Genomic DNA, 23948 nt, shown 5'->3' with positions numbered 1-23948 from the left:
CAAATGAGGCGGTGAACTTTACTCGTTTTATTTATTAATTACGAGCCTAAAAAAAACAGGCTTATCAGACGGATTGCAGGCGGGCGGGGTCGATATGGAACAGCGCAGAGAAGTTTTGCGTCGTGACGCGGGCCAGCTCTTCGATACTGACGCCTTTAAGCACGGCCATGTACTCTGCGACGTCTCGCGTCATGGCCGGCTGGTTCTCTTTACCGCGATGCGGTACCGGCGCCAGATACGGAGAGTCTGTTTCCACCAGAATGCGATCGAGCGGGACATAGCGCGCAGCATCACGGAGCTGCTCAGCGTTACGGAACGTCACGATCCCGGAAAACGAAATATAAAACCCCAAATCAAGCAGTTTACCCGCCGTTTCTCTGTCTTCTGTGAAACAGTGTAGTACGCCACCGCAATCCGTCACGTTTTCTTCCCGGAGGATCGCCAGCGTATCGGCGCGCGCATCGCGCGTATGTACGATGACCGGTTTATTCAGTTCGCGGCCGATGCGGATATGGTTGCGGAAAGACGCCTGCTGGCGCGCTTTCGTTTCCGGCGTGTAAAAATAGTCCAGCCCGGTTTCACCCATCGCCACGACGCCCGCTTCTGCTGCCAGTCGGCGCAGCTCTTCTACGTCATACTCTTCGTCCTGGTTCAGCGGATGAACGCCGCAGGAGAACACCACGTTATCGCGATCGCCCACCAGCTCACGCATTGAGCGATACCCCGGCAGCGTCGTCGCCACCGCAAGACAAAATTTCACATCGCGGGCAGCGGCTTTCGCCAGCACGTCATCCACGTCGTTGTGCAGGGATTGATAATCCAGGCCATCAAGATGGCAGTGTGAGTCGACTAAAAACATAATGTCTCTCTCAGAGATGGGAAACAGGCGGCGTAACGCCCGGTTGCAGGTAGTGTTCAATACGCAGTAACTGGTCGGTCAGCAAAAGCTCGCGATTAAGACCCGTCACGGTTAAAAGCTGGTCGCGGCTCTCGCAAACATCATGAAGGATAGCGTGCAGAGACGTGCCTGTAAGGCGGCTCGCCAGCATGTTCACCAGGGGCCACGCGTCCGGGTTAGTCAGCAGCGTAGCTCCTTGCTGGATTTTTAGCGCATCGAGCAATAAGGAGGCCAGCCAGTGCAGACGCTCGACGGCCCGATCGCTATTCAGCGCAGGCAGTAAACTTAGCCAGTCCTGGTTGTTAAGTGAAGCCTCAACGGCCCGGCAGAGCGTTTCTCGCTGCGACCAGACGTCAGGCTGTAGTAATGCCAGCGCCGCCGCGGGGGCGCCGCTGCTGAGGCGCAGCGCAGACAACGCACTCTCCTGTGACGTTGTCACCTCTCGCTCAAGCCAGCTTAACGCCCACGATTCCTGAGGTACCGCCAGATGATGGAGACGACAACGGCTGCGAAGCGTCGCCAGTAAACGTCCCGGGTCCCGGCAGGAAAGGAAAAACCACGTCTTTTCCGGCGGCTCTTCCAGGGTTTTAAGCAGCGCGTTCGCCGCCGCCTCGGTAAGCAACGCAGCGTCGTTGAGCCAGACCACTTTTGCCCCGCCCAGACGCGCATGTTCGTACAGTTTCTCGCTGACTTCACGCACGGCATCAATGCCAAGCGCGCTTTTGCCCTTCTCAGGCTCAAGCGTGTAGTAGTCAGGATGCGTGCCGGCCTGCATCAGCTGGCAGCCGCGGCATTTACCGCAGCTTTTATGCCCTTCCGGCTGCTGGCACATCAGAAAACGAGTGATGGCGTAGATCAACGCATCATCCCCCATTCCCGGCAACGCCTGAATCAGTAACGCATGATGCCCCCGACCGGCCTGATAGCTGGCGATCAGCTGTTCAAAGTGCGGGCGCAACCATGGATACCATTTCATGCCTGCTGCTCCTGTAGCCACTGCGTAACGGTCTGTTGAATATCGCGCGTGACGTCGTCCAGAGATTGCGTGGCGTCAATGGTACGAATTGCGCTGTCCCGTGCGGCCAGCTCAAGATAGCGTGCGCGCGTGCGGTTAAAGAAATCGAAAGACTCTTGCTCAATGCGGTCCAGTTCGCCGCGCGCGCGGGCGCGCCTGAGGCCCACTTCCGGGGTCACATCCAGGTAGAGGGTCAGGTCCGGGCGAAAATCCCCCAGTACGGCATCGCGAAGGGTTGCCAGCATCGCCTGGTCAATACCGCGTCCGCCGCCCTGATAGGCCTGAGTCGACAGATCGTGACGGTCACCGATCACCCACTTGCCGTCGGCCAGCGCAGGTTTAATCACGGTCTCAACCAGCTGGACGCGCGCCGCATAGAACATCAGCACTTCGGCTTTGTCAGTAATAACCTCGTCGCCAACGGATTTAATATCCAGCACCAGACTGCGCAGTTTCTCCGCCAGCTGAGTACCGCCCGGCTCGCGGGTAAAGACCATGTCAGCGACGCCAAGCGATTTCAGCGTATCCACTACCACGTTACGGGCGGTGGTTTTACCCGCCCCTTCGAGTCCCTCAATGACAATGTATTTACTGCGCATTTTTTTCCTTAAGTGCCTTCAGATAGTCCTGAACAGAGCGATTATGGCTGGCAAGGTTGGTGTTAAAGGTATGCCCCCCTTTTCCATCAGCCACAAAATAGAGGTACGGTGTTTTGGCCGGGTGCGCGGCGGCTTTGAGCGAAGCCTCGCTCGGCGTGGCTATCGGGCCGGGCGGCAAGCCGTTAATCACGTAGGTATTATACGCCGTTGGCGTCTCCAGATCTTTTCTGGAGATCTTACCGGCATAGCTTTCGCCCATACCGTAGATGACGGTCGGGTCGGTTTGCAGACGCATGCCGATGCGCAGGCGGTTGATAAATACCGACGCGACCCGGTCGCGCTCAGCCGCCACGGCCGTCTCTTTCTCAATGATCGAGGCCATTGTCACAAACTGGTTTTGATCTTGATAAGGCAGCCCGTCCATGCGCCCTTCCCAGGCGGAATCAACTGCCTCGACCATCTTTTTGTGTGCCCGTTTAAGAATCGCCACATCGGTCGTGCCCGCCGTATACATCCAGGTGTCTGGCCAGAACCAGCCTTCCACCCACTCAGGATGTTCAAATTTCAGCACCTCGGCGACCGTCTCATAGCGATCGTCTTTTAGCGTGTGCTTGATGTAAGGCGCATCACGCAGCTGCTTGAGGTAATCGCTTAAGCGCATCCCTTCAACAAAGCGCAGCGGGAACTGTGCCTCTTTACCGCTTTCCAGCAGCTGCAGCATCTCTCTGACGGTCATGCCGGGCGTAAAGCGATAGGTACCAGCCTTGAAGTGAGACAGTTCAGGCTCGATACGCAATAACCACTGGAACACGCGTGGACGGTTGATGATTTTATCCCCGTAAAGCTGCTCGCCCAGCGCCATCCGCCCGGTACCGGCTTTCAGGGTAAAAATCGTCTCGTCTTTAATCAGGATTTTACTGTCCGCCAGCTGGCGAACCTTCCATACTCCCGCTCCGCCGGCAATACCCAGCGCAACGATCAGGAGAAGGACAAAGCGCAACATTTTCTTCATGACTTTTTGATTTGCTCACATATCGGGGCTAAAAACGTAAAGAGCTCTCGCGAAGACCAGCGCTGTTGACCATACGCCCGAACGGGTATAACAGGCATCAGCGCATTGCAGATCACAACTTCATCGGCGGACAGCAGCGCCTCTTCCTTCGCGTTTACTTCGACAACGCGAAAGCCTGCATGTGCCAGCTGTTGCAAACAAAACTGGCGCATGATGCCGTTAACCCCAGCCTGCTCCAGCGAAGGGGTGAAGACCTCACGGCCCTTCCGCCAGAGTAAATTAGCCGCACAGCATTCCGTAATGAACCCTTCGCTGTCAAGGACTAGCGCCTCATCGGCGTCCGTCTGTTCAAGATGAGTACGAATAAGCACCTGTTCAAGGCGGTTAAGATGTTTTATTCCGGCGAGCATAGGGTTTCGCCCCAGCCGTACCGGGCTCAGCGTCAGCGTTACCCCTTCCTCACGCCAGCGCGCATAGTGAGCAGGATACGCTGATACGGAAAGAATACGCGTGGGATGCTGACAGGCGGAACCGCTGTACCCTCGCCCGCCGCTGCCGCGGCTAAGAATAACTTTTAAAACGCCGTTTGTATTACCTGACGCCAGCCGGCGCATCTCGCGCTCGAGAATGTCCCACTGCATGAAGGGAATCAGCAATTTCTCGCAGGCTTTTTGTAAACGACGGATATGGGCGTCAAGCAGGCTCACCTCACCGTCAAGAATACGCGCAGTGGTGAAACAGCCATCGCCAAACTGGATTGCCCTGTCGCTTGCCGGCAGCGTTTCTTGCTCAAGGCCATTAATTAAAAACATGGTGGCTCCTTATGCGTGGAGGCTCAGTCTGGCAGGATGTTAAAAGCCGGACAAGGGGATTTTCCCTAATAAAAAAGGCCCGCCAAGCGGACCTTTTTTTATAGCTTTCAGGCAGTCAGGCTCAGACCTTTTTGAAGATCAGAGAACCATTCGTGCCGCCAAAGCCGAAGGAGTTACACAGAGTGTACTCCATACCGCTAACCTGACGCGCTTCGTGCGGAACGAAGTCCAGATCGCAACCTTCATCCGGGTTATCCAGGTTGATGGTTGGCGGCACAGCCTGATCGCGCAGCGCAAGGATAGAGTAGATTGACTCTACTGCACCCGCCGCACCCAGCAGGTGACCGGTCATGGATTTCGTGGAGCTGACCATTACGCGGCTGGCAGCCTCGCCGAAGATAGACTTAACCGCCTGCGCTTCTGCTTTATCGCCTGCAGGCGTAGAAGTGCCGTGCGCGTTAACGTAGCCAATCTGTGCAGGGGTAATACCCGCATCACGGATCGCATTTTCCATCGCCAGCGCAGCACCCGCGCCGTTCTCCGGAGGAGACGTCATGTGATACGCATCGCTGCTCATCCCGAAGCCAACGACTTCAGCATAAATTTTCGCGCCACGTTTTTTCGCATGTTCGTACTCTTCCAGTACGAGCATACCTGCGCCGTCACCCAGCACAAAACCATCGCGGTCTTTATCCCACGGACGGCTCGCCGCCTGAGGGTTATCGTTACGGGTAGAGAGAGCACGCGCTGCGCCGAAACCACCAACACCCAGTGGGGTACTGGCTTTTTCAGCACCACCCGCAACCATAGCATCTGCATCGCCGTACGCAATGATACGCGCGGCCTGGCCGATGTTATGTACGCCAGACGTACACGCGGTAGCGATAGAGATGCTTGGACCACGCAGGCCGAACATAATGGTCAGGTGACCTGCCACCATGTTAACAATCGTGGACGGAACGAAGAACGGGCTGATCTTACGCGGTCCGCCATTCATCAGCGATGTATGGTTTTCCTCGATCAGGCCAAGACCGCCTATCCCGGAGCCAATAGCGGCGCCGATACGGGTTGCGTTCTCTTCCGTAATCTCAAGGCCAGAATCCTGCATGGCCTGAACGCCAGCGACAATTCCATATTGAATGAAGGCATCCATCTTGCGCTGTTCTTTGCGCGAGATGATCTCTTCACAGTTAAAATCCTTTACTAAGCCAGCAAATTTCGTTGCATAGGCGCTAGTATCGAAATGGTCGATTAGGCTGATGCCGCTCTGACCGGCAAGGAGAGCTTTCCAGGTGGACTCTACGGTATTGCCGACAGGAGACAACATGCCAAGTCCGGTCACAACTACACGACGCTTAGACACGTTTGTCCTCCAGGGAGGGATAAAAAAAGAGATACGTGGGACTAAAAAAGATAAAACTCAGGCGGTCGAATGACCGCCTGGAGATGTTCACTTACGCCTGGTGGCCGTTGATGTAATCAATGGCAGCCTGAACGGTGGTGATTTTCTCAGCTTCTTCGTCCGGAATCTCAGTATCAAACTCTTCTTCCAGAGCCATTACCAGCTCAACGGTGTCAAGAGAATCTGCGCCCAGGTCTTCAACGAAGGAAGCGGAGTTCACAACTTCTTCCTGCTTAACGCCCAGCTGTTCGCCGATAATTTTCTTAACGCGTTCTTCGATAGTGCTCATACTCTTAAATTTCCTATCAAAACTCGCTTTCGCGATGGTTTTCGTAGTGTATAAAATGTTGAAAAATTTGCAACTAAATCCCGGCAGGTCTTACCACGATTTTACGTTATTTTGAGGCCATTTGCCCTAATAACGCAAATATTTTCGATCGTGATTAAACCATGTACATCCCGCCGTTGACGTGGAGGGTCTCACCAGTGATGTAACCCGCTTCGTCAGAGGCTAAAAATGCAACCGCACTGGCGATTTCTTTAGGGTCGCCAAGACGACCCGCCGGAACTGCCGCCAGCGTACCCGCACGCTGATCATCAGTCAGCGCACGCGTCATGTCCGTTTCAATAAAGCCCGGAGCAACAACGTTTACAGTAATCCCGCGGGACGCGACTTCACGCGCCAGCGACTTACTGAAACCGATCAGACCTGCTTTCGCCGCAGCGTAGTTAGCCTGACCAGCATTTCCCATGGTACCAACCACAGAACCAACAGTGATAATACGACCATGACGCTTTTTCATCATAGCGCGCATTACCGCTTTTGACAGACGGAATACAGATGACAGGTTGGTTTCGATAATATCGTTCCACTCATCATCTTTCATTCGCATCAGCAGGTTGTCGCGAGTGATCCCGGCATTATTGACCAGAATATCCACTTCACCAAACTCTGCGCGAATATTTTCCAGAACAGATTCGATAGATGCAGGTTCGGTCACATTCAGTACCAGACCTTTACCGTTCGCACCCAGATACTCGCTGATGGCCTGAGCGCCATTCTCGCTGGTTGCTGTACCAATCACCTTCGCGCCGCGCGCGACCAGTGTTTCAGCAATTGCACGCCCGATACCGCGGCTTGCGCCAGTAACCAGGGCAATTTTTCCTTCAAAACTCATGGTATTCCTCTTTTATTGCGAGAGTGCCGCTGACATCGCTTCCGGCTCGTTAATCGCCGAGGCAGTCAGGGTGTCAACAATACGTTTCGTCAGACCGGTGAGGACTTTACCAGGACCGACTTCATAAAGGTGCTCAACGCCCTGAGAGGCCATAAACTCAACGGTTTTGGTCCACTGTACCGGGCTATAGAGCTGGCGAACCAGTGCGTCACGGATCGCCTCCGGCGCGGTTTCGCATTTCACATCGACGTTGTTCACAACGGAAATCGTCGGTGCGTTAAAGGTAATTTTTTTCAGCTCAGCCGCCAGTTTCTCGGCTGCGGGCTTCATCAGTGCGCAGTGAGACGGTACGCTGACCGGCAGCGGCAGTGCGCGTTTGGCGCCCGCGGCTTTACAGGCAGCACCGGCACGTTCAACGGCTTCTTTATGACCAGCAATAACAACCTGGCCCGGCGAGTTGAAGTTAACCGGAGAAACCACCTGCCCTTCAGCAGATTCTTCACACGCTTTTGCAATCGCGGCATCATCCAGACCAATAATGGCAGACATGCCACCCGTTCCTTCTGGCACCGCTTCCTGCATGAATTTACCGCGCAGTTCTACCAGGCGCACCGCGTCAGCAAACGCAATCACACCGGCGCACACCAGCGCAGAGTATTCACCCAGGCTATGGCCCGCGAGCAGCGCTGGCGCTTTACCGCCCTGCTGCTGCCATACGCGCCACAGCGCAACGGACGCAGTCAGCAACGCTGGCTGAGTTTGCCAGGTTTTGTTCAGCTCTTCGGCCGGTCCCTGTTGGGTCAGCGCCCACAGATCATAACCCAGCGCATCAGAAGCTTCACGAAAAGTCTCTTCAATGACCGGGTAGTTTGCTGCCATTTCAGACAACATCCCAACGGTTTGAGAACCCTGGCCCGGGAACACAAAAGCAAATTGCGTCATTTTTTATTCCTTATACTAGAAACGAACCAGCGCGGAACCCCAGGTGAACCCGCCACCGAAGGCTTCAAGCAAGACCAGCTGGCCCCGTTTGATTCGTCCGTCGCGTACCGCTTCATCAAATGCGCACGGTACCGACGCCGCAGAGGTGTTGCCGTGACGATCCAGCGTCACCACAACGTTATCCATCGACATACCCAGCTTTTTAGCGGTGGCGCTGATGATACGCAGGTTCGCCTGATGCGGCACCAGCCAGTCGAGCGCGGTGCGTTCAAGGTTATTTGCTTCCAGCGTCTCATCGACAATGTGCGCAAGCTCGGTCACCGCCACTTTGAACACCTCGTTACCCGCCATGGTCAGGTAGATGGAGCTGTCCGGATTAACGCGATCGGCATTAGGCAGCGTTAACAGCTCGCCGTAGCGGCCATCGGCATGCAGATGCGTGGAGATGATACCCGGCTCTTCGGACTGCCCCAGCAGCACCGCACCGGCACCATCACCGAAAATAATAATCGTTCCGCGATCGGTTGGATCGCAGGTACGCGCCAAAACGTCAGCACCGATAACCAGCGCATATTTGACGGAGCCAGATTTAACATACTGATCGGCAATGCTCAGCGCGTAGGTGAAACCTGCGCACGCGGCGGCAACGTCAAACGCCGGGCAGCCTTTAATACCGAGCATGTTCTGCACCTGACACGCCGCGCTTGGGAAAGCATGCGTGGCAGACGTCGTGGCAACCACGATCAAGCCAATCTCTTCTTTATCGATACCCGCCATTTCGATAGCGCGCTGTGCGGCTTCGTAACCCATGGTGGACACGGTTTCGTCTGGCGCGGCGATACGACGTTCACGGATACCTGTGCGCGTGACAATCCACTCGTCAGACGTATCTACCATTTTTTCCAGATCGGCGTTGGTACGCACTTGTTTTGGCAGGTAGCTGCCGGTACCTAAAATCTTCGTATACATGTACGCTCAGTCACTTTTAGCTAATACAGATTCCAGGCGAGCGGCAATCCGCTGAGGGACTTGTCGCTGCACCGCCTGCACTGCCTGTTCAATGGCGACAGAAAATGCTCGCTGATTGGCGGCGCCATGACTCTTAATCACGATGCCGCGCAATCCTAACAGACAGGCGCCATTATACTGGTCGGGGTTGAGGTGACTGAATCGCCGCGTCAGGCTCTTTTGTAACCAACGCTTCAATAAAATCAACCACCAGGCGCTTTTTTTGCCTTCTCCCTGAGATTTCAGCAGAGAAAGGAACATGCGCACGACCCCTTCCATGGTCTTCAACGTTACGTTTCCGGTGAAGCCATCGCACACCAGAACATCCGTTTTTCCCGTCAGCAACTCATTGGCTTCGAGATAACCAATATAGTTGATGGAGGGAACCTGTTTGAGCATTTCAGCAGCGTCGCGAATGCTGTCCAGGCCTTTGGTCTCTTCTTCACCAATATTCAATAACGCAACGCGGGGATTGTTGATCCCGACCACGTCTTCTGCCAGCACCGACCCCATCACGGCGAACTGAGCCAGCATGGTACTATCACAATCCACGTTAGCGCCCAAATCGAGCACCACCGTTTTCCCCTTCTGCTGATGCGGTAACACCGTCACCAGCGCCGGGCGCTCAATGCCCTCAATCGGCTTGAGCAGTAATTTCGACAGCCCCATCAGCGCGCCGGTATTGCCGGCGCTGACGCAAGCCTGCGCTCGCCCTTCTTTTACCAGCTCCAGCGCCATGCGCATAGAGCTGCCACGGCTATTACGAATCGCCTGTGAGGGGCGTGCATCACTGGCAATAACTGACTGCGCAGGAATAATCTGCAGACGCGAACGTTGTTCAAAGTCAGCTTTTGCAAGTAATGGCGTGATTGTGTCGGGATTGCCGACTAAAAGAAGTGTGAGTTGCGAATTAGAATTCAGTGCCTGCAATGCTGCAGGCACTGTCACGGAAGGGCCAAAATCTCCCCCCATGACATCTAACGCCAGGGTTAGACGTGTCAAGGTATCGTCGCAGCCTGGTTCGGTAACTTCCCCGTTTGCACGGGGAAATCCTCACTAAGCCTAATCACGCTTTCGCGCGATTACTTAGTGATAACCTTGCGGCCGCGGTAGAAACCGTCAGCGGTGATGTGGTGACGCAGGTGTTTCTCACCAGAAGTCTTGTCTACAGACAGGCTGGTAACTGCAGTCAGCGCGTCATGGGAACGACGCATGCCACGTTTGGAACGGGTTGGTTTATTCTGTTGTACGGCCATGGACCTTACTCCTCAATTACTTACGCTTTAAGCTGGCTAATACGGCAAATGGGTTTGGTTTTTGCGCTTCATCAGGCAGTTCCCCAAAGACCATGTCCGCCTCGGACACTTCACAGTGTTCAGAATCATGCACCGGAACGACTGGCAAGGAGAGGATGATTTCATCTTCAACCAGAGCCAGAAGATCGATTTCACCGAATTCGTTAACCTCAATCGGCTCATACGCTTCCGGGAGTGCTTCAGCCTGTTCGTCAGAACGAACCGGACTGAAACAATACGTTGTGTGAACATGCTGTACAAACGGTTTCCCGCAACGCTGACACTCGAGCGTTACCGTTACCTTTGCATCACCGGTTAAAACGGCGAGACGCTGGTTGTCGATAGCGAACGACATGGAGCATTCTACATCACTGTCCACACTGACTACAGATTCGGCAATACGCTCGGCCTGATCGGAAGTATAGATACCTTCGTAATCGAGGCGTTTTTGAGCCGTACGAACCGGATCAAGAGTCAGGGGTAATTTTACCTTTTGCATAGGGCGCGCATATTAACTTTGTAACGTCATAGAGTCAAAGAAAAAGGCAACCAGAGCTGCCTTTTGCCAATTATTCGCACACATTGCGGCCTGTAGTTTAAAATGGCTGGCATCGATACGCTATATCTGGTGATAAAAATATGCCAAATCTCGTCCTTGCTTCCACTTCTCCCTACCGTCGAACGCTGCTGGAAAAGCTCGGGATCCCGTTTGAATGCGCCGCGCCGGACGTTGATGAGACGCCGCAGCCAGGCGAATCACCGCGTCATCTGGTAACGCGTCTCGCTAAGGAGAAAGCGCAATCGCTGGCCGCACGTTATCCTGCACATTTGATTATAGGCTCCGATCAGGTTTGCGTGCTGGACGGCGAAATCACCGGCAAGCCTCATACGGAGGAGAATGCCTGCCAGCAGCTTCTGCGTGCGCGGGGCACTATCGTGACCTTTTACACGGGCCTGGCGCTCTATAACTCCGCCTCCGGCCATCTGCAAACCGAATGCGAGCCGTTCGACGTGCACTTCCGCCATCTTAGCGAGCAGGAGATTATGGACTACGTGCGCCGGGAACGTCCGCTGAACTGCGCAGGAAGCTTCAAAAGTGAGGGGCTGGGAATTGCGCTGTTCGACAAGCTGGACGGTCGGGATCCGAATACACTGGTGGGATTGCCGCTGATTGCCTTGTGCCAGATGTTACGGCGAGAAGAGTGTAATCCGCTGATCGTGTAAGTTATGCCCAGCGGCGCTTCGCTTGCATGGGCCTACGGGTTTCGTAGGCCGGGTAAGCGCAGCGCCACCCGGCACCTAATCAGCCGCGCAGAACCTTCAGGCAGCGTTTCAACTGCTCGTCCAGCGGCGCTTCAATACGGATAACTTCCCCGGTATTAGGATGGGTAAACTTCAGCGCTGCCGCATGCAGGAACAGACGCGACAGGCCCGTACCCGCCAGTTGCTTATCGAACTCGCGATCGCCGTAGCGGTCATCAAACGCAATCGGATGGCCCGCAAACTGGGTATGCACGCGAATCTGGTGGGTACGCCCCGTCACCGGGCTGCAGCGCACCAGCGTGGCAAACTCGTAGCGCTCTTCAACCTTAAAGCGCGTCTCCGACGGTTTCCCTTCCTGGCTCACGCGCACAATGCGCTCGCCGCTTTGCAGAATGTTCTTCAGCAGCGGGGCCTGCACCACCTTCACGTGGGACTGCCACTGACCGCGCACCAGCGCCAGATAATCTTTCTGCATGCCCTTCTCACGCAGCTGCTCGTGCAGGGAACGCAGCGCTGAACGCTTTTTCGCTACCAGCAGCACGCCTGAGGTATCACGGTCCAGGCGGTGAACCAGTTCGAGGAAACGGGCTTCCGGACGCAGCGCACGTAACCCTTCAATCACGCCGAAGCTCAGACCGCTACCACCGTGGACCGCGGTACCCGATGGCTTATTCAGCACCAGAATATGATCGTCCTCATAAAGGATGACATCGCTCAGGGCCGCGACTTTTTGCAGCTTCGGCGAAACCACCTCTTCTTCACGTTCAGCCACGCGAACCGGTGGAATACGCACTTCATCACCGGCTTCGAGCTTATACTCAGGCTTCACGCGTTTTTTATTCACCCGCACCTCGCCCTTACGCAGGATGCGGTAAATCATACTCTTTGGCACGCCCTTCAGTTGGGTGCGCAAGAAGTTATCGATGCGTTGCCCCGCGTAGTCATCCGCGATAGCAACCATTTTTACGGCTGGAGTCTCTGTTTTCATGGTTGGCGATTCTAAATATCGTCAGCCATTAGCGCCACTCATTTTTCTATGCTTATATTTACTTTTATCCGGCCTGCGCCCCGTTTCACGCAATCGATTTGGTGGTTATTAAACCAATCACCACCTTGAGGTGAAGAAACTGTGAGTAACCGGGTGATAATTGGTAAAAGTCATCTTGCTATAACCCGGCGAGCAGTGGAATAATGGGGCTGTTTTCCGCGTTAAATCCGGGTTTTGTAAGGATGTCGACGGAATGACCAATTTTGTCTGACCGATCATCCACGCAGCAATGGCGTAAGACGTATTGATCTTTCAGGCAGTTAGCGGGCTGCGGGTTGCAGTACTTCCCGGTATAAGGATTGTTCTCTGGAGAGTTCTACCCAGGCAATTCCCCTGATAATTGCGCTGTGTTTCCGTATGAAATACAGGCAACCGACACTCTGCGCCTCTTAAGCGAGCGACAACCGTGAGGTTGGCGACGTGAACAGACACGAGGCCATCGGTTCATACCCCGGAAAGCGTCACCTTGCCCGCAGCTTTGTCGTCAATGTAAGAATAACGAGTAAGTTACGATGAAAAGAATGTTAATCAACGCAACTCAGCAAGAAGAGTTGCGTGTCGCCCTTGTGGATGGGCAGCGCCTGTACGATCTGGATATCGAAAGTCCTGGACACGAACAGAAAAAAGCGAACATTTACAAAGGTAAAATCACCCGCATTGAACCAAGCCTTGAAGCTGCATTTGTCGATTACGGTGCTGAGCGTCATGGTTTCCTCCCTCTGAAAGAAATCGCCCGCGAATATTTCCCTGCAAACTACAACGCCCATGGCCGCCCAAACATCAAAGATGTTCTGCGTGAAGGTCAGGAAGTTATCGTTCAGATTGATAAAGAAGAGCGCGGCAACAAGGGTGCCGCACTGACCACTTTTATCAGCCTGGCGGGGAGCTATCTGGTGCTGATGCCAAACAACCCGCGCGCGGGGGGCATCTCTCGCCGTATCGAAGGTGATGACCGTACCGAGCTGAAAGAAGCGCTGGCAAGCCTTGAGCTGCCGGATGGCATGGGGCTTATCGTGCGTACCGCGGGCGTGGGCAAATCTGCCGAAGCGCTGCAGTGGGACCTGAGCTTCCGTCTGAAGCACTGGGAAGCTATCCAGAAAGCCGCAGAAAGCCGCCCTGCTCCGTTCCTGATCCATCAGGAAAGCAACGTTATCGTGCGTGCCTTCCGTGATTACCTGCGTCAGGACATCGGTGAGATTCTGATCGATAACCCGAAAGTGCTTGAGCTGGCTCGCCAGCACATCGCCGCGCTGGGTCGTCCGGATTTCACCAGCAAAATTAAACTGTACACCGGTGAAATCCCGCTGTTCAGCCATTATCAGATCGAATCCCAGATCGAGTCCGCCTTCCAGCGTGAAGTGCGCCTGCCGTCCGGCGGTTCTATCGTGATCGATACCACCGAAGCGCTGACCGCTATCGACATCAACTCCGCGCGTGCAACCCGCGGCGGGGACATCGAAGAGACGGCCTTCAACACCAACCTTGAAGCCGCTGATGAAATCGCCCGCCAGCTCCGCCTGCGCGACCTGGGCGGTCTGATTGTTATCGACTTCATCGACATGACCCCTGTTCGCCACCAGCGCGCGGTTGAAAACCGCCTGCGTGAAGCGGTGCGTCAGGATCGCGCGCGTATCCAGATTAGCCACATCTCGCGCTTCGGCCTGCTGGAGATGTCCCGCCAGCGTCTGAGCCCGTCGCTGGGTGAGTCCAGCCATCACGTCTGCCCGCGCTGCTCCGGCACCGGTACCGTGCGTGATAACGAATCTCTGTCTCTCTCTATCCTGCGTCTGATTGAAGAAGAAGCGCTGAAAGAGAACACCAAAGAGGTTCACGCCATTGTGCCTGTACCGATTGCCTCCTACCTGCTGAACGAAAAACGTGCAGCGGTCAGCGCAATCGAAGCGCGTCAGGGCGGCGTTCGCTGCATCATCGTGCCAAACGACCAGATGGAAACCCCGCACTATCACGTGCTGCGTGTCCGTAAGGGCGAAGAGACCAGCACCCTCAGCTACCTGTTGCCGAAGCTGCATGAAGAAGAGATGGCGCTGCCTTCCGATGAAGAACCTGCCGAGCGCAAACTGCCAGAGCAGCCTGCGTTAGCGACCTTCATTATGCCTGAAGCACCACCGGAAGCGGCGCTGGAAAAACCTGCAGCCAAACCGGCGGCGCAGAAACCAGAAGCAACGGCCGCGAAAGTCCAGCCGGCGCAACCGGGTCTGCTGAGCCGCTTCTTCGGCGCGCTGAAGAAGATGTTTGCGGGTGAAGAAGTTCAGCCAGAGCAGCCGAAAGAAGAACCTAAAGCAGCCAAACCTGAACGTCAGCAGGACCGTCGCAAGCGTCAGAACAACCGCCGCGATCGTAACGACCGCAGCGACCGTAACGAGCGTCGTGACAGCCGTTCAGACAATAACGAAGGCCGTGAGCAGCGCGAAGACAACCGTCGCAACCGTCGCGAGAAACAGCAGCAGAATGTTGAAGATCGTGAAATTCGCCAGCAGGCGGGCGATGAGTCTGAGAAGAGTAAACAGCGCGACGAGCAGCAGCCACGCCGCGAACGCAACCGTCGTCGTAACGACGAGAAGCGTCAGGCGCAGCAGGAAGTTAAAAACCTGAACCGCGAAGAGCCCGCTGAGCAGCAGGACGGCGAGCAGGAAGAACGTACTCAGGTGATGCCTCGTCGTAAGCAGCGCCAGCTGTCACAGAAAGTGCGCGTTGGTGCGGCTCCGGTAGAAGAAACCACCGTAGTTGCGGCTGAAGCGGCAGAAACCGCAACAGGCACGCAGGTTGCAAAAGTTGACCTGCCTGCCGTCGTGGACAATAACGTTGAGCAGGATGAAAACGGTGAAAACCGTGACAACGCAGGTATGCCGCGTCGCTCCCGCCGTTCTCCGCGTCATCTGCGCGTGAGTGGCCAGCGTCGTCGTCGCTACCGTGACGAGCGTTATCCGACTCAGTCTCCAATGCCGTTGACCGTGGCGTGCGCGTCACCAGAAATGGCATCCGGCAAAGTCTGGATCCGTTATCCGGTCGCTCGCCTGGAGCAGGCTGTTGAAGAGCAGGCAGTGACCGAAGAGGTGATTGCTCCTGTAGCAGCGGTTGAAGATGCGGTGACCGAAGCAGCAACCGTGGTTGAACCTCAGGTTGTTGAAGCAGCAGAACCACACGCAGTGGACGTCGAAACCACCCATCCTGAAGTGATTGCCGCGCCGGTTGATGCCGCACCGCAGATTATCGCCGAAGAAGATGTCGTGGTGGCTGAGGAAGTCGCTGAAGAGGCTGAACCTGTAGCCGCAGTGGAAGAAGCCGCTGAAACCCTCGTCGAAACCACCACTGAAGAAATCGTTCAGGACGTTGAGATTCAGGTTGAACCGGTTGTTGAAGAAGCGAAAGCGCCTGAAGTGGAGCCAGAGCCGGTTAAGGTTGTTGCCGCTCCTGCGCCTGCTCACGTTGCGACAGCGCCGATGACGCGCGCTCCGGCACCAGAGTATGTGCCTGAAGCACCGCGTCACAGCGACTGGGTTCGCCCGGCGTTCAGCTTTGACGGTAAAGGCGCTGCAGGCGGCCACAGTGCAACGCATCACGCGACTGCACCAGCGACGCGTCCGCAGTCTGTCGAATAACGACGCAGAAAGTAAAAAGCCGACCTTCGGGTCGGCTTTTTTTATGGCTGCTGCACGGGCTTTCTCATCCCGGTGACCTCCGGCATGATCTGCCGCATTAGCTCCAGAAATCGTCGCAAGCGCGCCGGATAATAGCGGGACCAGGGGTAAACCAGATGCACCGGTAACGCCGCCGGCTGCCACTCTGGCAGCAAATGTACCAGCCGACCTTCCCGGATATCATCCTGTACCGTCCAGCTGGATACTACCGCCACGCCAAGACCGGTGAGTGCCGTATTGCGTGCGACATACAGACTGTCAGTGCTCAGGCGTGGGGTAATTATCACGCGCGCGGTGGCGGATAATGCCTCGTGAAAAAGCTCCACATGGCGCTGGTAGAAAGAGCTGATGGCAATCCAGGGAAGCTGCTGCAGATCCTCCGGGGTGTTAACCGTCGGAAAGCGGTCCAGCAATGCCGGAGAAGCCACCACCGAGCGCGGCACTTCGGCCAGCAGCACGGACACGGTCGCCGGGTCGACTTCCATTCCCACCCGAATAGCGCAGTCAAGGTTGTCGCCCAGAAAATCAGCCGACCGATCGTTGAGCATCCACTCAATAGAAAGCTGCGGATAACGCTGTAGAAATTCGGTTAGTGGTTTCAGGAGCTGATCCTGACCAAACGCATGCGGTGCCCGCACCCGCAGCACGCCTACAGGTTCATCTTCCGTCTGCCCCACCTCATCTTCCAGCGCCAGCCAGCTGTCAATTACCCGACGGGCATGCTGATAGCAGCGCTCCCCGTCATCCGTCAGCCGCGTCGTGTGGGTGGTGCGCAACATCAGACGCACGCCCAGCATTGTCTCAAGCGACTGCAGCCGCCGGCTCACCGTGGCCTGGGTGGTGTCCAGCTGCCGTGCCGCCGCAGAAAGGGAACCCGCCTCCACAATGCGGACAAACGTCCGCATTAGCTCTACCCTGTCTATACGCTCAGCTCTTTTCATTTACTTTTCATCTATACGTTCAACGTATAAGCGTTTTACCACCGCGCCCGCTACCGCCGCAAGGCCTACTGATGAAAAATAGCCTCACACGATGAATGAGGAACGTCTTATGAACACAACAACCGCCGCCCATGCCGTAAGCCGCTGGGTAATCTTAATGCTGGCGCTCGGTGCAGGCTTCAGCGTGGCATCCATCTATTATGCCCAGCCTCTGCTGCCTCTGATGGGCGCCGACCTTCACCTGAGTATCGAAGGAATGGGCCTGGTCCCGACCCTCACCCAGGCGGGATATGCCTTAGGGATCCTGTTCCTGCTGCCGCTCGGCGATCGCCACGACCGCAGAACGTTAATCCTGATAAAGAGCGCAGCCCTGGCGCTGTTCCTGCTGGGCTGTAGCCTGACCGGACAGATCCACTCCCTGCTGCTGGCAAGCCTGCTCATCGGCATGGCCGCCACCATGGCGCAGGATATTGTCCCGGCTGCGGCAATCCTTGCCCCGGAAGGCAAACAGGGGAAAACCGTGGGTACGGTGATGACCGGTCTGCTGCTGGGCATTTTGCTCTCCCGAACCGTCAGCGGCGTGGTGGGCGAAGCGTTTGGCTGGCGCGTGATGTATCAACTGGCTGCGGGAAGTATTGCGTTTATCGGCGTGGTGATGTGGGCCGTACTCCCTCGTTTCGCCGTTCACTCCACGCTGAGCTATCCCGCTCTGCTGCGCTCGATGGAACATCTGTGGCGTCGCTATCCCGCTCTGCGCCGTGCCGCGCTGGCCCAGGGTTTTCTGTCGATAGCCTTTAGCGCCTTCTGGTCTACGCTTGCGGTCATGCTGCTGGAACGCTATCACCTCGGGAGTGCCGTCGCCGGTGGTTTTGGTATCGCAGGGGCAGCCGGTGCGTTGGCAGCCCCGCTGGCGGGCGGCCTGGCGGATAAACTGGGTGCCGGGAAAGTCACGCAGCTTGGTGCCGTCCTTGTGACCGTCTCGTTTGCCCTGATGTTCCTGATGCCCGCCCTGGGAGTTCACGGACAGCTGATTCTGATTGCCGTCTCTGCTATCGGGTTCGATCTGGGCCTGCAGTCCAGCCTGGTCGCGCACCAGAATCTGGTTTACAGCCTTGAGCCACAGGCGCGGGGTCGTCTGAACGCCCTGCTCTTTACCGTGATCTTTATCGGCATGGCGTTGGGTTCCGCGTTAGGCAGCAATATTTACACGCTGGCTGGCTGGACGGGCGTGGTTGCGCTGGCAACGGTTTGCGGCATCATTGCGCTGGCAATCCGTATGATTGAAAGCGCGCGGGTCGCCTCGGCACCAGCAGAAATGGCATAAAAAAAATGCCCAATCCAGACGGATTGGGCAGTAAAACATGCCCAGTTTCAAGACATGTTCCAAGAGGTCAAGATGTTATTTGTTCAGCTGGAACAGAGACATGCCCTGCATATCGCTAAACGCTTTATAAGAGGCCTGCAGGGCCGCCTGCTGCATGGTGTAAGAGGAAATCGCTTCGTTCCAGTCCACGTCCACCAGGTCGCTCATCTGCTTAGTCTGACCCAGCGCGCGGTCGTCACCCAGGGTATCGAGTTTTTCCAGTTCGTTCAGCTTAGTACCCACATCCGCAACGACCGTCAGGACGTTGTTTTGAGCATTTTTAATACCGATCTGCGCGTTGGAAATCACCTGACCTTGCGCGGCGGCCGCGGCCGGATCGTTCTCAATCGGCGTCTTCAGCGAAGCAATGGCGGAATCAAGGATTTTAAACATGTTGGTATCGCCATACCCACCGCCCGGCAGCTCTTGTGCATTGCTGGTAATGCTCTCAAAGATCTGCTGGCCGGTATGGCTGATCGCCATATTTCGCGCCGTATCGACCTGCTGAGTGATCGCCTCAGTACCACCATTGTAGGTGCCGGTTGCGGCATCAAACGGTGCACTCTCGGTTTTGTATCCCGCAAAGATAAAGCGACCATTGCCATCCGTCGTGTTAGCCAGGTTCATCAGCTGGTCACGGATCCCCTGGATATCGGTCGCCAGAGAGAGACGGTCGTCATCGCTTAAGGTGCCGTTTGACGCGTAGACCAGCTTCTCACGCACGCTTGATAACGCGGTGTTCACCTGGGTCAGCACGTTATCTTCCAGCGACACTTTTTGCGTGGCAAAGGTGCGCGCTAACGCGAACTGGCTGTTTTGAGACTGAGACTGTGACAGCACAATAGACTGTGAAGCCGCGATAGGATCGTCCGACGGACGGTTAACGCGCTTACCGGTGGACATTTGTTCACCGTAGCTCAGCCATCTGCTCTGGGAATCGGTGATCCCACGCATGTTCTGTTCGTACATCATCTGGGTGCTAATACGCATTTTTCACCTCAACCTTAACGAATGTTGATAATTGCATCGAAGAGCGTACTGGCAGTCTGAAGCACCTGCGCGTTGGCGAGGTAATACTGCTGATAACGCTGCAGGTTGCCATACTCTTCGTCGAGGTTTACCCCAGAGATGGTCTGCTGCTGCTTAATTAACTGCGTTTCCACATTGGCTTTCGTCTGGCTGCTGACTTTCAGTGAAGCGGTGGTGCTCCCTACGGTGCTTACCAGTGAGGCATAGGCATCGTTAAAGGTTTTGTTCCCGCCAACCACTTTGCTGTTTTGCAGATCGAGCATTTTCTGCCCGTTGCGGTTATCGCTCTCACCGCCGTTCTGCACCGCGGCCATGGCCAGTTTGGATTCGTCACTGATGGACAGTTCCATGTTCATGATGACGTCAGAGACGGGCTTCACGGTAAAGCTGTCTTTGGCGTTGGCCGAACCGCTGACGTTCACGTTGAGACCATCAAACGACAGATTGCCGCTGGCATCCGGGCTCATGGTAAAGCTGGTCTTGTCCGACGTGCGGGTGATGGTCCAGTCGGTGCCGTTAAACTGCAGCTTATAGTCCGTTGCCTGAACTTTGGTGCTGTCCGCAACGGTGGCATTGACGACCGCCGTGCCACTATTTTTGCTGTTGGAAAGCACAGCCGGAGAACCGAAGCCGAACAGCTTGCCGCCCGCATCGCCGTTGGCATCAAAGCCGGCCTCATGCTGCTTGTTCATCGCGTCAGCAAACGCCAGCGCCATCTGGTTCAGGTTATTACGAGCCTTATCCAGATCTTCCGCGCGGAAGGTCAGCAAACCGCCTAACGAACCGGTGGTGATCATCTTTTCCGGGATCTCGACATTACCCGCAACTTCATCGACGTAGGCGATCGTGGTGCGGGAAGGATCGGCGCTGGACTTCACGGCAGCCAGCTGGTTAGCTTTGCTGCCTTGCACCAGGCTGTAGCCGTTGCCGAAAGAGATGTTAAACGTGCCGCTATCCTGAACCGAAACTTCCACACCCACGATTTTGTTCAGCTCAGTAACGAGCTGATCGCGCTGGTCGAGCAAATCATTCGGGGATGCGCCCGCGCCAACGCCGGTCAGACGGGAGATCTGATCGTTCAGGTTGGCAATCTGTTTGGCGTAGTTGTTGATCTGCGACACGCTGGTTGAAATCGCGGTATTCACCTGCGAATCCTGATCGCGGAGATACTGATCGTTGGTTTTGAACTGATTGACCAGGCCGCCCGCTTTTCCCAACACCGTCTGACGCGCAGCCGGGTCTTCCGCGTTGCTCACCAGCGTTTGCAGGCTCTTAAAGAAATCCTGCAGGGTGGTGGAAAGCGAGTTGGTGGTATCGGAGAGCACATCGTCAATTTTTGACATCTGCTGATAGCGCGTGGTCAGGCCGCTGCTCTGGGTCTGCGCAGCGCGCAGCTGATTGGTGATGAAAGCGTCATATTCACGCTGGACACCGGAGACATACACCCCGTTACCCACCCAGCCACCGCCGGTCAGCGTGCTGTTAGATGCACCCAGCACCGTCGTCTGGCGGGTGTAACCTGCCACGTTATAGCTTGAAATATTATTACTGACGGTATTGAGTGCCGACTGCGCGGCACTGAGGCCACTCATGGCGCTGTTAATCAAACTGGACATGGGGGTTCCTTTTATACGTTCAGACACGAGTCCTGATGAAGGTTATCGGCAACCTCCACCGGGACTTGAGAACTTTCAGAACAGATTTTCGATATCTGTGCTATAGGCTTTGCTGACCTTCTCGCCCATGGATTTCAGCTGCTGGATCATGCTGGTAAGCTTGCGCGCGTAGTTCGGGTCGGTCGCGTAGCCCGCGTTTTGCAGGGCCTGAGCGCCCTGCTCCGCCGTTGCCGCCTGCGTAACGGCGGTATAACGCGGATTTCGGCTCAGCAGGCCTACATAATCGGATAAGGCTTCCAGATACGAGCTGTAGACGCGGAATTTGGCTTTCACCTTCACCGCCGCGCCGTTCTCGTATTCCGTAGTCGTGATCTCCGTGGTCGGTCCCTTCCAGCTGGAGGTGGCCTTCACGCCGAAGATGTTGAAGCTCGGGTCGCCGTTTTCCTTGCGGATCTGGCGCTGGCCCCAGCCCGACTCCAGCGCGGCCTGGGCCAGAATCAGGTGGTGAGGCACGCCGCTCTGTTCACTGGCAAGCCGTGCCGGCAGAGAAAGCTGCGCCAGGAAGTCTTTGCTGTCACCGGAGAGCGCCTCGTCGCCGCTGCCCGTTGCCTTCGGTATCGCTTTACGCACCATCTGCGTCAGCGCCTGGTTCTGATAACTGGTCACCGTTTCGAGGTCGAACTTCATCGGCACCTGCGGCGGCTGCTCTTCTGGCTGAACACCCTGTGCGGCGGCGGTCTGTTTGACAATCATGTCAGCCAGACCGAGGCCTTTACCGGCGGTCATCTGCTGCGCAATCTGCTGGTCATACATGCTGGTGTATAGACGCGTTGAATCGCTGCTGAACATCCCGTCTTTCGGCAGGGTTTCGCGCATGCTTTTCAGCATCATCTGTACAAACATCCCTTCCACCTGGCGAGCAACCGGGCGGATATTCGCCGCCGGGTCTTTACCTGCTTTGGCTTTCAGTTCGTTGAGCGACTGGGCGTCCCAGGCGGCACTGGTCAACAGTTTGCTATCGGTCAGCATCAGATGATTTCCAGTTTGACGCGCAGGCAGCCCGCGCTTTGCATGGATTGCAGAATGGACATCAGATCCATCGGCGTCGCGCCCAGGGCGTTCAGGGCACGCACCACGCTGTTCAGGTTGGCGCTGGAGCGCACGCTCTGCAGGGAACCGCCGCTCTGGCGTAAATCAATCTGCGTTTGCGGCGTCACTACCGTCTGGCCGCCACCAAACGGTGTATCCGGCTGGCTGACGTTTGCGGAACGGTTAACCGTCACCGACAGGTTACCCTGCGCCACGGCACAGCTATCCAGCGACACTTCCCGGTTCATCACCACGGAGCCCGTACGGGAGTTGATGATCACTTTGGCATCCTGCACCGGCACGTTCACTTCCAGATTCTGGATATCCGCCAGCATGCGCACCTGGTTGCTGCTGCCGGTGGAGGTGCGGATCTGCACGGTACGCGCATCCAGTGCCGTGGCATTGCCATAGCTGCGGTTGATGGTGTCGGCAATCTGCTGCGCCATCGTGAAGTCTTCATTATTCAGCTGCAGGTTGATGGTGTTGCCCGCGCCAAACTGGGTCGGCAGTTCACGCTCGATGATCGCACCGTTGGTGATGCGCCCGCCGTTCAGCTGGTTCACCTGGACGCTGCTTCCACCAGCGGATGCGCCTGCCCCGCCGACCAGGATGTTCCCCTGCGCCAGCGCGTAGACCTGGCTGTCGACGCCTTTAAGCGGGGTCATCAGCAGCGTACCGCCGCGCAGGCTTTTGGCGTTACCCATTGAGGAGACCACCACGTCAATGGTCTGGCCCTGGCGCGCAAACGCCGGGTAGGAGGCAGTGACCATAACCGCGGCCACGTTTTTTAGCTGCATGTTGGTTCCTGCCGGCACGGTAATGCCGAGCTGGGAAAGCATATTGTTTAAGCTTTGGGTGGTAAACGGCGTCTGGGTGGTCTGGTCACCGGTACCGTCCAGCCCCACCACCAGGCCATAGCCAATCAGCGAGTTCCCGCGGACGCCCTGAACGCTGGTGAGATCGCGAATGCGATCGGCCTGGGCAAACGTTGCGACAAGAACCAGCGCCGCGGCGAAGATCGATTTAAACATGGGTCACCTCGCTTACATCGGCGATAAATTAAGGAAGAAGCGCTGCAGCCAACCCATATTCTGCGCTTCATTAATGTAGCCGTTGCCGACGTACTCAATGCGCGCATCCGCCACCTGGGTGGACGGAACGGTGTTGGTGCCGCTGATGGTGCGTGGATTCACCACGCCCGAGAAGCGAATGAATTCAGTGCCCTGGTTAATGGCGATCTGTTTTTCACCCACGACGTGTAAATTGCCGTTAACCAGCACCTGGTCAACCGTGACCGTCAGCGTACCGCTGAAGGTGTTGCTGGCGTTCGCGCCACCTTTACCGTTAAAGGTGTTGCCGCCGGAGGCCTCAACATCCGCACGGGCATTGCCGAACAGGCCCTGCAGATAGCGTGGAACGGTGTCAAAGCCAAAATTGGTTTTGCCATCGCGGCTGGCGTTCGCCGACGAGCTCTTGCTCGCGCTGACGTTTTCCTGCAGCACAATGGTCAATGTATCGCCGACATTACGCGGGCGGCGATCTTCAAACAGCGGCTGATAGCCGTAGTTAATCGGCTGCGCGGTCTGGAAAATGGAGCCGTTTACAACTGGCGCAGGGCCAGGAACGGGTTGGGCAGTCGTCGCACCCTGGACCAATGGTTTAGACGGGATCAAAGCGCACCCGCTGAGGGTGACGGCCAGAACAGTCAGTATCGGATAACGAAACGCCGCGTTTTTTTGCATTGCCTTCATCTTCGAAAACAGGGAGCCGGTGCGGGGT

At 56.1% G+C, this 23948-nt stretch carries 23 protein-coding genes; 3 read left to right on the top strand and 20 right to left on the bottom strand.

All coding sequences use genetic code 11. The annotated features are described in order from the left end of the window. Positions 1 to 64 precede the first annotated feature (64 nt). From AC2FAJ_RS00355 to yceD, 13 genes are all read right to left on the bottom strand, one after another. Positions 65 to 859 (bottom strand): metal-dependent hydrolase, encoded by a 795-nt coding sequence (locus tag AC2FAJ_RS00355; protein WP_028012723.1) that lies wholly within the window; start codon positions 857 to 859, stop codon positions 65 to 67. A 10-nt stretch (positions 860 to 869) separates the two neighbouring features. Continuing rightward, complete coding sequence (gene holB, locus AC2FAJ_RS00350) at positions 870 to 1874, bottom strand: DNA polymerase III subunit delta' (RefSeq protein WP_485453691.1); 1005 nt, start codon at positions 1872 to 1874, stop codon at positions 870 to 872. Next, on the bottom strand, positions 1871 to 2512 hold the full coding sequence (gene tmk, locus AC2FAJ_RS00345) for a dTMP kinase (protein WP_041910511.1): 642 nt from the start codon (positions 2510 to 2512) through the stop codon (positions 1871 to 1873). Before tmk ends, holB begins: the two co-directional genes overlap by 4 nt. Next, complete coding sequence (gene yceG / locus AC2FAJ_RS00340) at positions 2502 to 3524, bottom strand: cell division protein YceG (protein ID WP_041910512.1); 1023 nt, start codon at positions 3522 to 3524, stop codon at positions 2502 to 2504. Before yceG ends, tmk begins: the two co-directional genes overlap by 11 nt. Beyond that, positions 3521 to 4336, bottom strand: a complete 816-nt coding sequence (gene pabC, locus AC2FAJ_RS00335; protein ID WP_048956769.1) for an aminodeoxychorismate lyase — start codon at positions 4334 to 4336, stop codon at positions 3521 to 3523. Before pabC ends, yceG begins: the two co-directional genes overlap by 4 nt. Before the next feature lie 121 nt (positions 4337 to 4457). Next, a complete protein-coding gene (gene fabF / locus AC2FAJ_RS00330; protein WP_045630098.1) occupies positions 4458 to 5699 on the bottom strand; it encodes a beta-ketoacyl-ACP synthase II in 1242 nt (413 codons plus the stop codon). Positions 5700 to 5790: 91 nt separating this feature from the next. Next, the gene (gene acpP / locus AC2FAJ_RS00325) at positions 5791 to 6027 is read right to left on the bottom strand and encodes an acyl carrier protein (protein WP_003857954.1); all 237 of its coding nucleotides are present in this window, start codon (positions 6025 to 6027) and stop codon (positions 5791 to 5793) included. A 154-nt stretch (positions 6028 to 6181) separates the two neighbouring features. Continuing rightward, positions 6182 to 6916, bottom strand: a complete 735-nt coding sequence (gene fabG / locus AC2FAJ_RS00320) for a 3-oxoacyl-ACP reductase FabG (RefSeq protein WP_010429699.1) — start codon at positions 6914 to 6916, stop codon at positions 6182 to 6184. A gap of 12 nt (positions 6917 to 6928) precedes the next feature. Beyond that, entirely contained in the window at positions 6929 to 7858 is a 930-nt protein-coding gene (fabD, locus tag AC2FAJ_RS00315; protein WP_485453690.1) for an ACP S-malonyltransferase, read from the bottom strand. 15 nt (positions 7859 to 7873) lie between these two features. Next, positions 7874 to 8827 carry a beta-ketoacyl-ACP synthase III gene (locus AC2FAJ_RS00310; protein WP_041910515.1) on the bottom strand — a complete coding sequence of 318 codons (954 nt, stop codon included), beginning with the start codon at positions 8825 to 8827 and terminating at the stop codon, positions 7874 to 7876. A gap of 6 nt (positions 8828 to 8833) precedes the next feature. Further along, the gene (plsX, locus tag AC2FAJ_RS00305; protein ID WP_028012715.1) at positions 8834 to 9868 is read right to left on the bottom strand and encodes a phosphate acyltransferase PlsX; all 1035 of its coding nucleotides are present in this window, start codon (positions 9866 to 9868) and stop codon (positions 8834 to 8836) included. A gap of 80 nt (positions 9869 to 9948) precedes the next feature. After that, entirely contained in the window at positions 9949 to 10122 is a 174-nt protein-coding gene (rpmF, locus tag AC2FAJ_RS00300) for a 50S ribosomal protein L32 (protein ID WP_003857964.1), read from the bottom strand. A 16-nt stretch (positions 10123 to 10138) separates the two neighbouring features. Beyond that, a complete protein-coding gene (gene yceD / locus AC2FAJ_RS00295) occupies positions 10139 to 10660 on the bottom strand; it encodes a 23S rRNA accumulation protein YceD (protein ID WP_021240759.1) in 522 nt (173 codons plus the stop codon). Positions 10661 to 10800: 140 nt separating this feature from the next. Between yceD and AC2FAJ_RS00290 the strand changes: the two genes are divergently transcribed. After that, entirely contained in the window at positions 10801 to 11385 is a 585-nt protein-coding gene (locus AC2FAJ_RS00290) for a Maf family protein (RefSeq protein ID WP_041910516.1), read from the top strand. Between the two features lie 79 nt (positions 11386 to 11464). Here AC2FAJ_RS00290 and rluC read toward each other — a convergent pair whose 3' ends face one another. Next, entirely contained in the window at positions 11465 to 12412 is a 948-nt protein-coding gene (gene rluC, locus AC2FAJ_RS00285) for a 23S rRNA pseudouridine(955/2504/2580) synthase RluC (RefSeq protein WP_028012713.1), read from the bottom strand. A 572-nt stretch (positions 12413 to 12984) separates the two neighbouring features. Between rluC and rne the strand changes: the two genes are divergently transcribed. Further along, positions 12985 to 16092 (top strand): ribonuclease E, encoded by a 3108-nt coding sequence (rne, locus tag AC2FAJ_RS00280; RefSeq protein ID WP_047364275.1) that lies wholly within the window; start codon positions 12985 to 12987, stop codon positions 16090 to 16092. 41 nt (positions 16093 to 16133) lie between these two features. Here the strand turns inward: rne and AC2FAJ_RS00275 are convergent, their stop codons facing one another. After that, a complete protein-coding gene (locus AC2FAJ_RS00275; RefSeq protein ID WP_485453689.1) occupies positions 16134 to 17072 on the bottom strand; it encodes a LysR family transcriptional regulator in 939 nt (312 codons plus the stop codon). 109 nt (positions 17073 to 17181) lie between these two features. On the opposite strand from AC2FAJ_RS00275, the gene AC2FAJ_RS00270 reads away from it, so the two are divergent. Continuing rightward, positions 17182 to 18396, top strand: coding sequence for an MFS transporter (locus tag AC2FAJ_RS00270; protein ID WP_048960925.1), 1215 nt, complete (start codon positions 17182 to 17184; stop codon positions 18394 to 18396). Between the two features lie 75 nt (positions 18397 to 18471). On the opposite strand, the gene flgL is transcribed toward AC2FAJ_RS00270, so the two are convergent. The 5 genes from flgL to flgH all read right to left on the bottom strand — a co-directional run bounded on the left by flgL (position 18472) and on the right by flgH (position 23911). After that, positions 18472 to 19425 carry a flagellar hook-associated protein FlgL gene (gene flgL, locus AC2FAJ_RS00265; RefSeq protein ID WP_041910520.1) on the bottom strand — a complete coding sequence of 318 codons (954 nt, stop codon included), beginning with the start codon at positions 19423 to 19425 and terminating at the stop codon, positions 18472 to 18474. A gap of 14 nt (positions 19426 to 19439) precedes the next feature. Then, a complete protein-coding gene (gene flgK / locus AC2FAJ_RS00260; protein WP_485453688.1) occupies positions 19440 to 21080 on the bottom strand; it encodes a flagellar hook-associated protein FlgK in 1641 nt (546 codons plus the stop codon). 75 nt (positions 21081 to 21155) lie between these two features. Then, on the bottom strand, positions 21156 to 22109 hold the full coding sequence (flgJ, locus tag AC2FAJ_RS00255; RefSeq protein ID WP_041910522.1) for a flagellar assembly peptidoglycan hydrolase FlgJ: 954 nt from the start codon (positions 22107 to 22109) through the stop codon (positions 21156 to 21158). Continuing rightward, entirely contained in the window at positions 22109 to 23200 is a 1092-nt protein-coding gene (locus tag AC2FAJ_RS00250; protein WP_485453687.1) for a flagellar basal body P-ring protein FlgI, read from the bottom strand. The genes flgJ and AC2FAJ_RS00250 overlap by 1 nt, the downstream gene beginning before the upstream one ends. 12 nt (positions 23201 to 23212) lie before the next feature. Then, positions 23213 to 23911 carry a flagellar basal body L-ring protein FlgH gene (gene flgH / locus AC2FAJ_RS00245; protein ID WP_023311139.1) on the bottom strand — a complete coding sequence of 233 codons (699 nt, stop codon included), beginning with the start codon at positions 23909 to 23911 and terminating at the stop codon, positions 23213 to 23215. Positions 23912 to 23948: the final 37 nt, after the last annotated feature.

The sequence above is a fragment of the Enterobacter cloacae complex sp. 385G4 genome, assembly GCF_057320665.1.
This window is presented reverse-complemented; position numbering and strand designations above follow the sequence as displayed.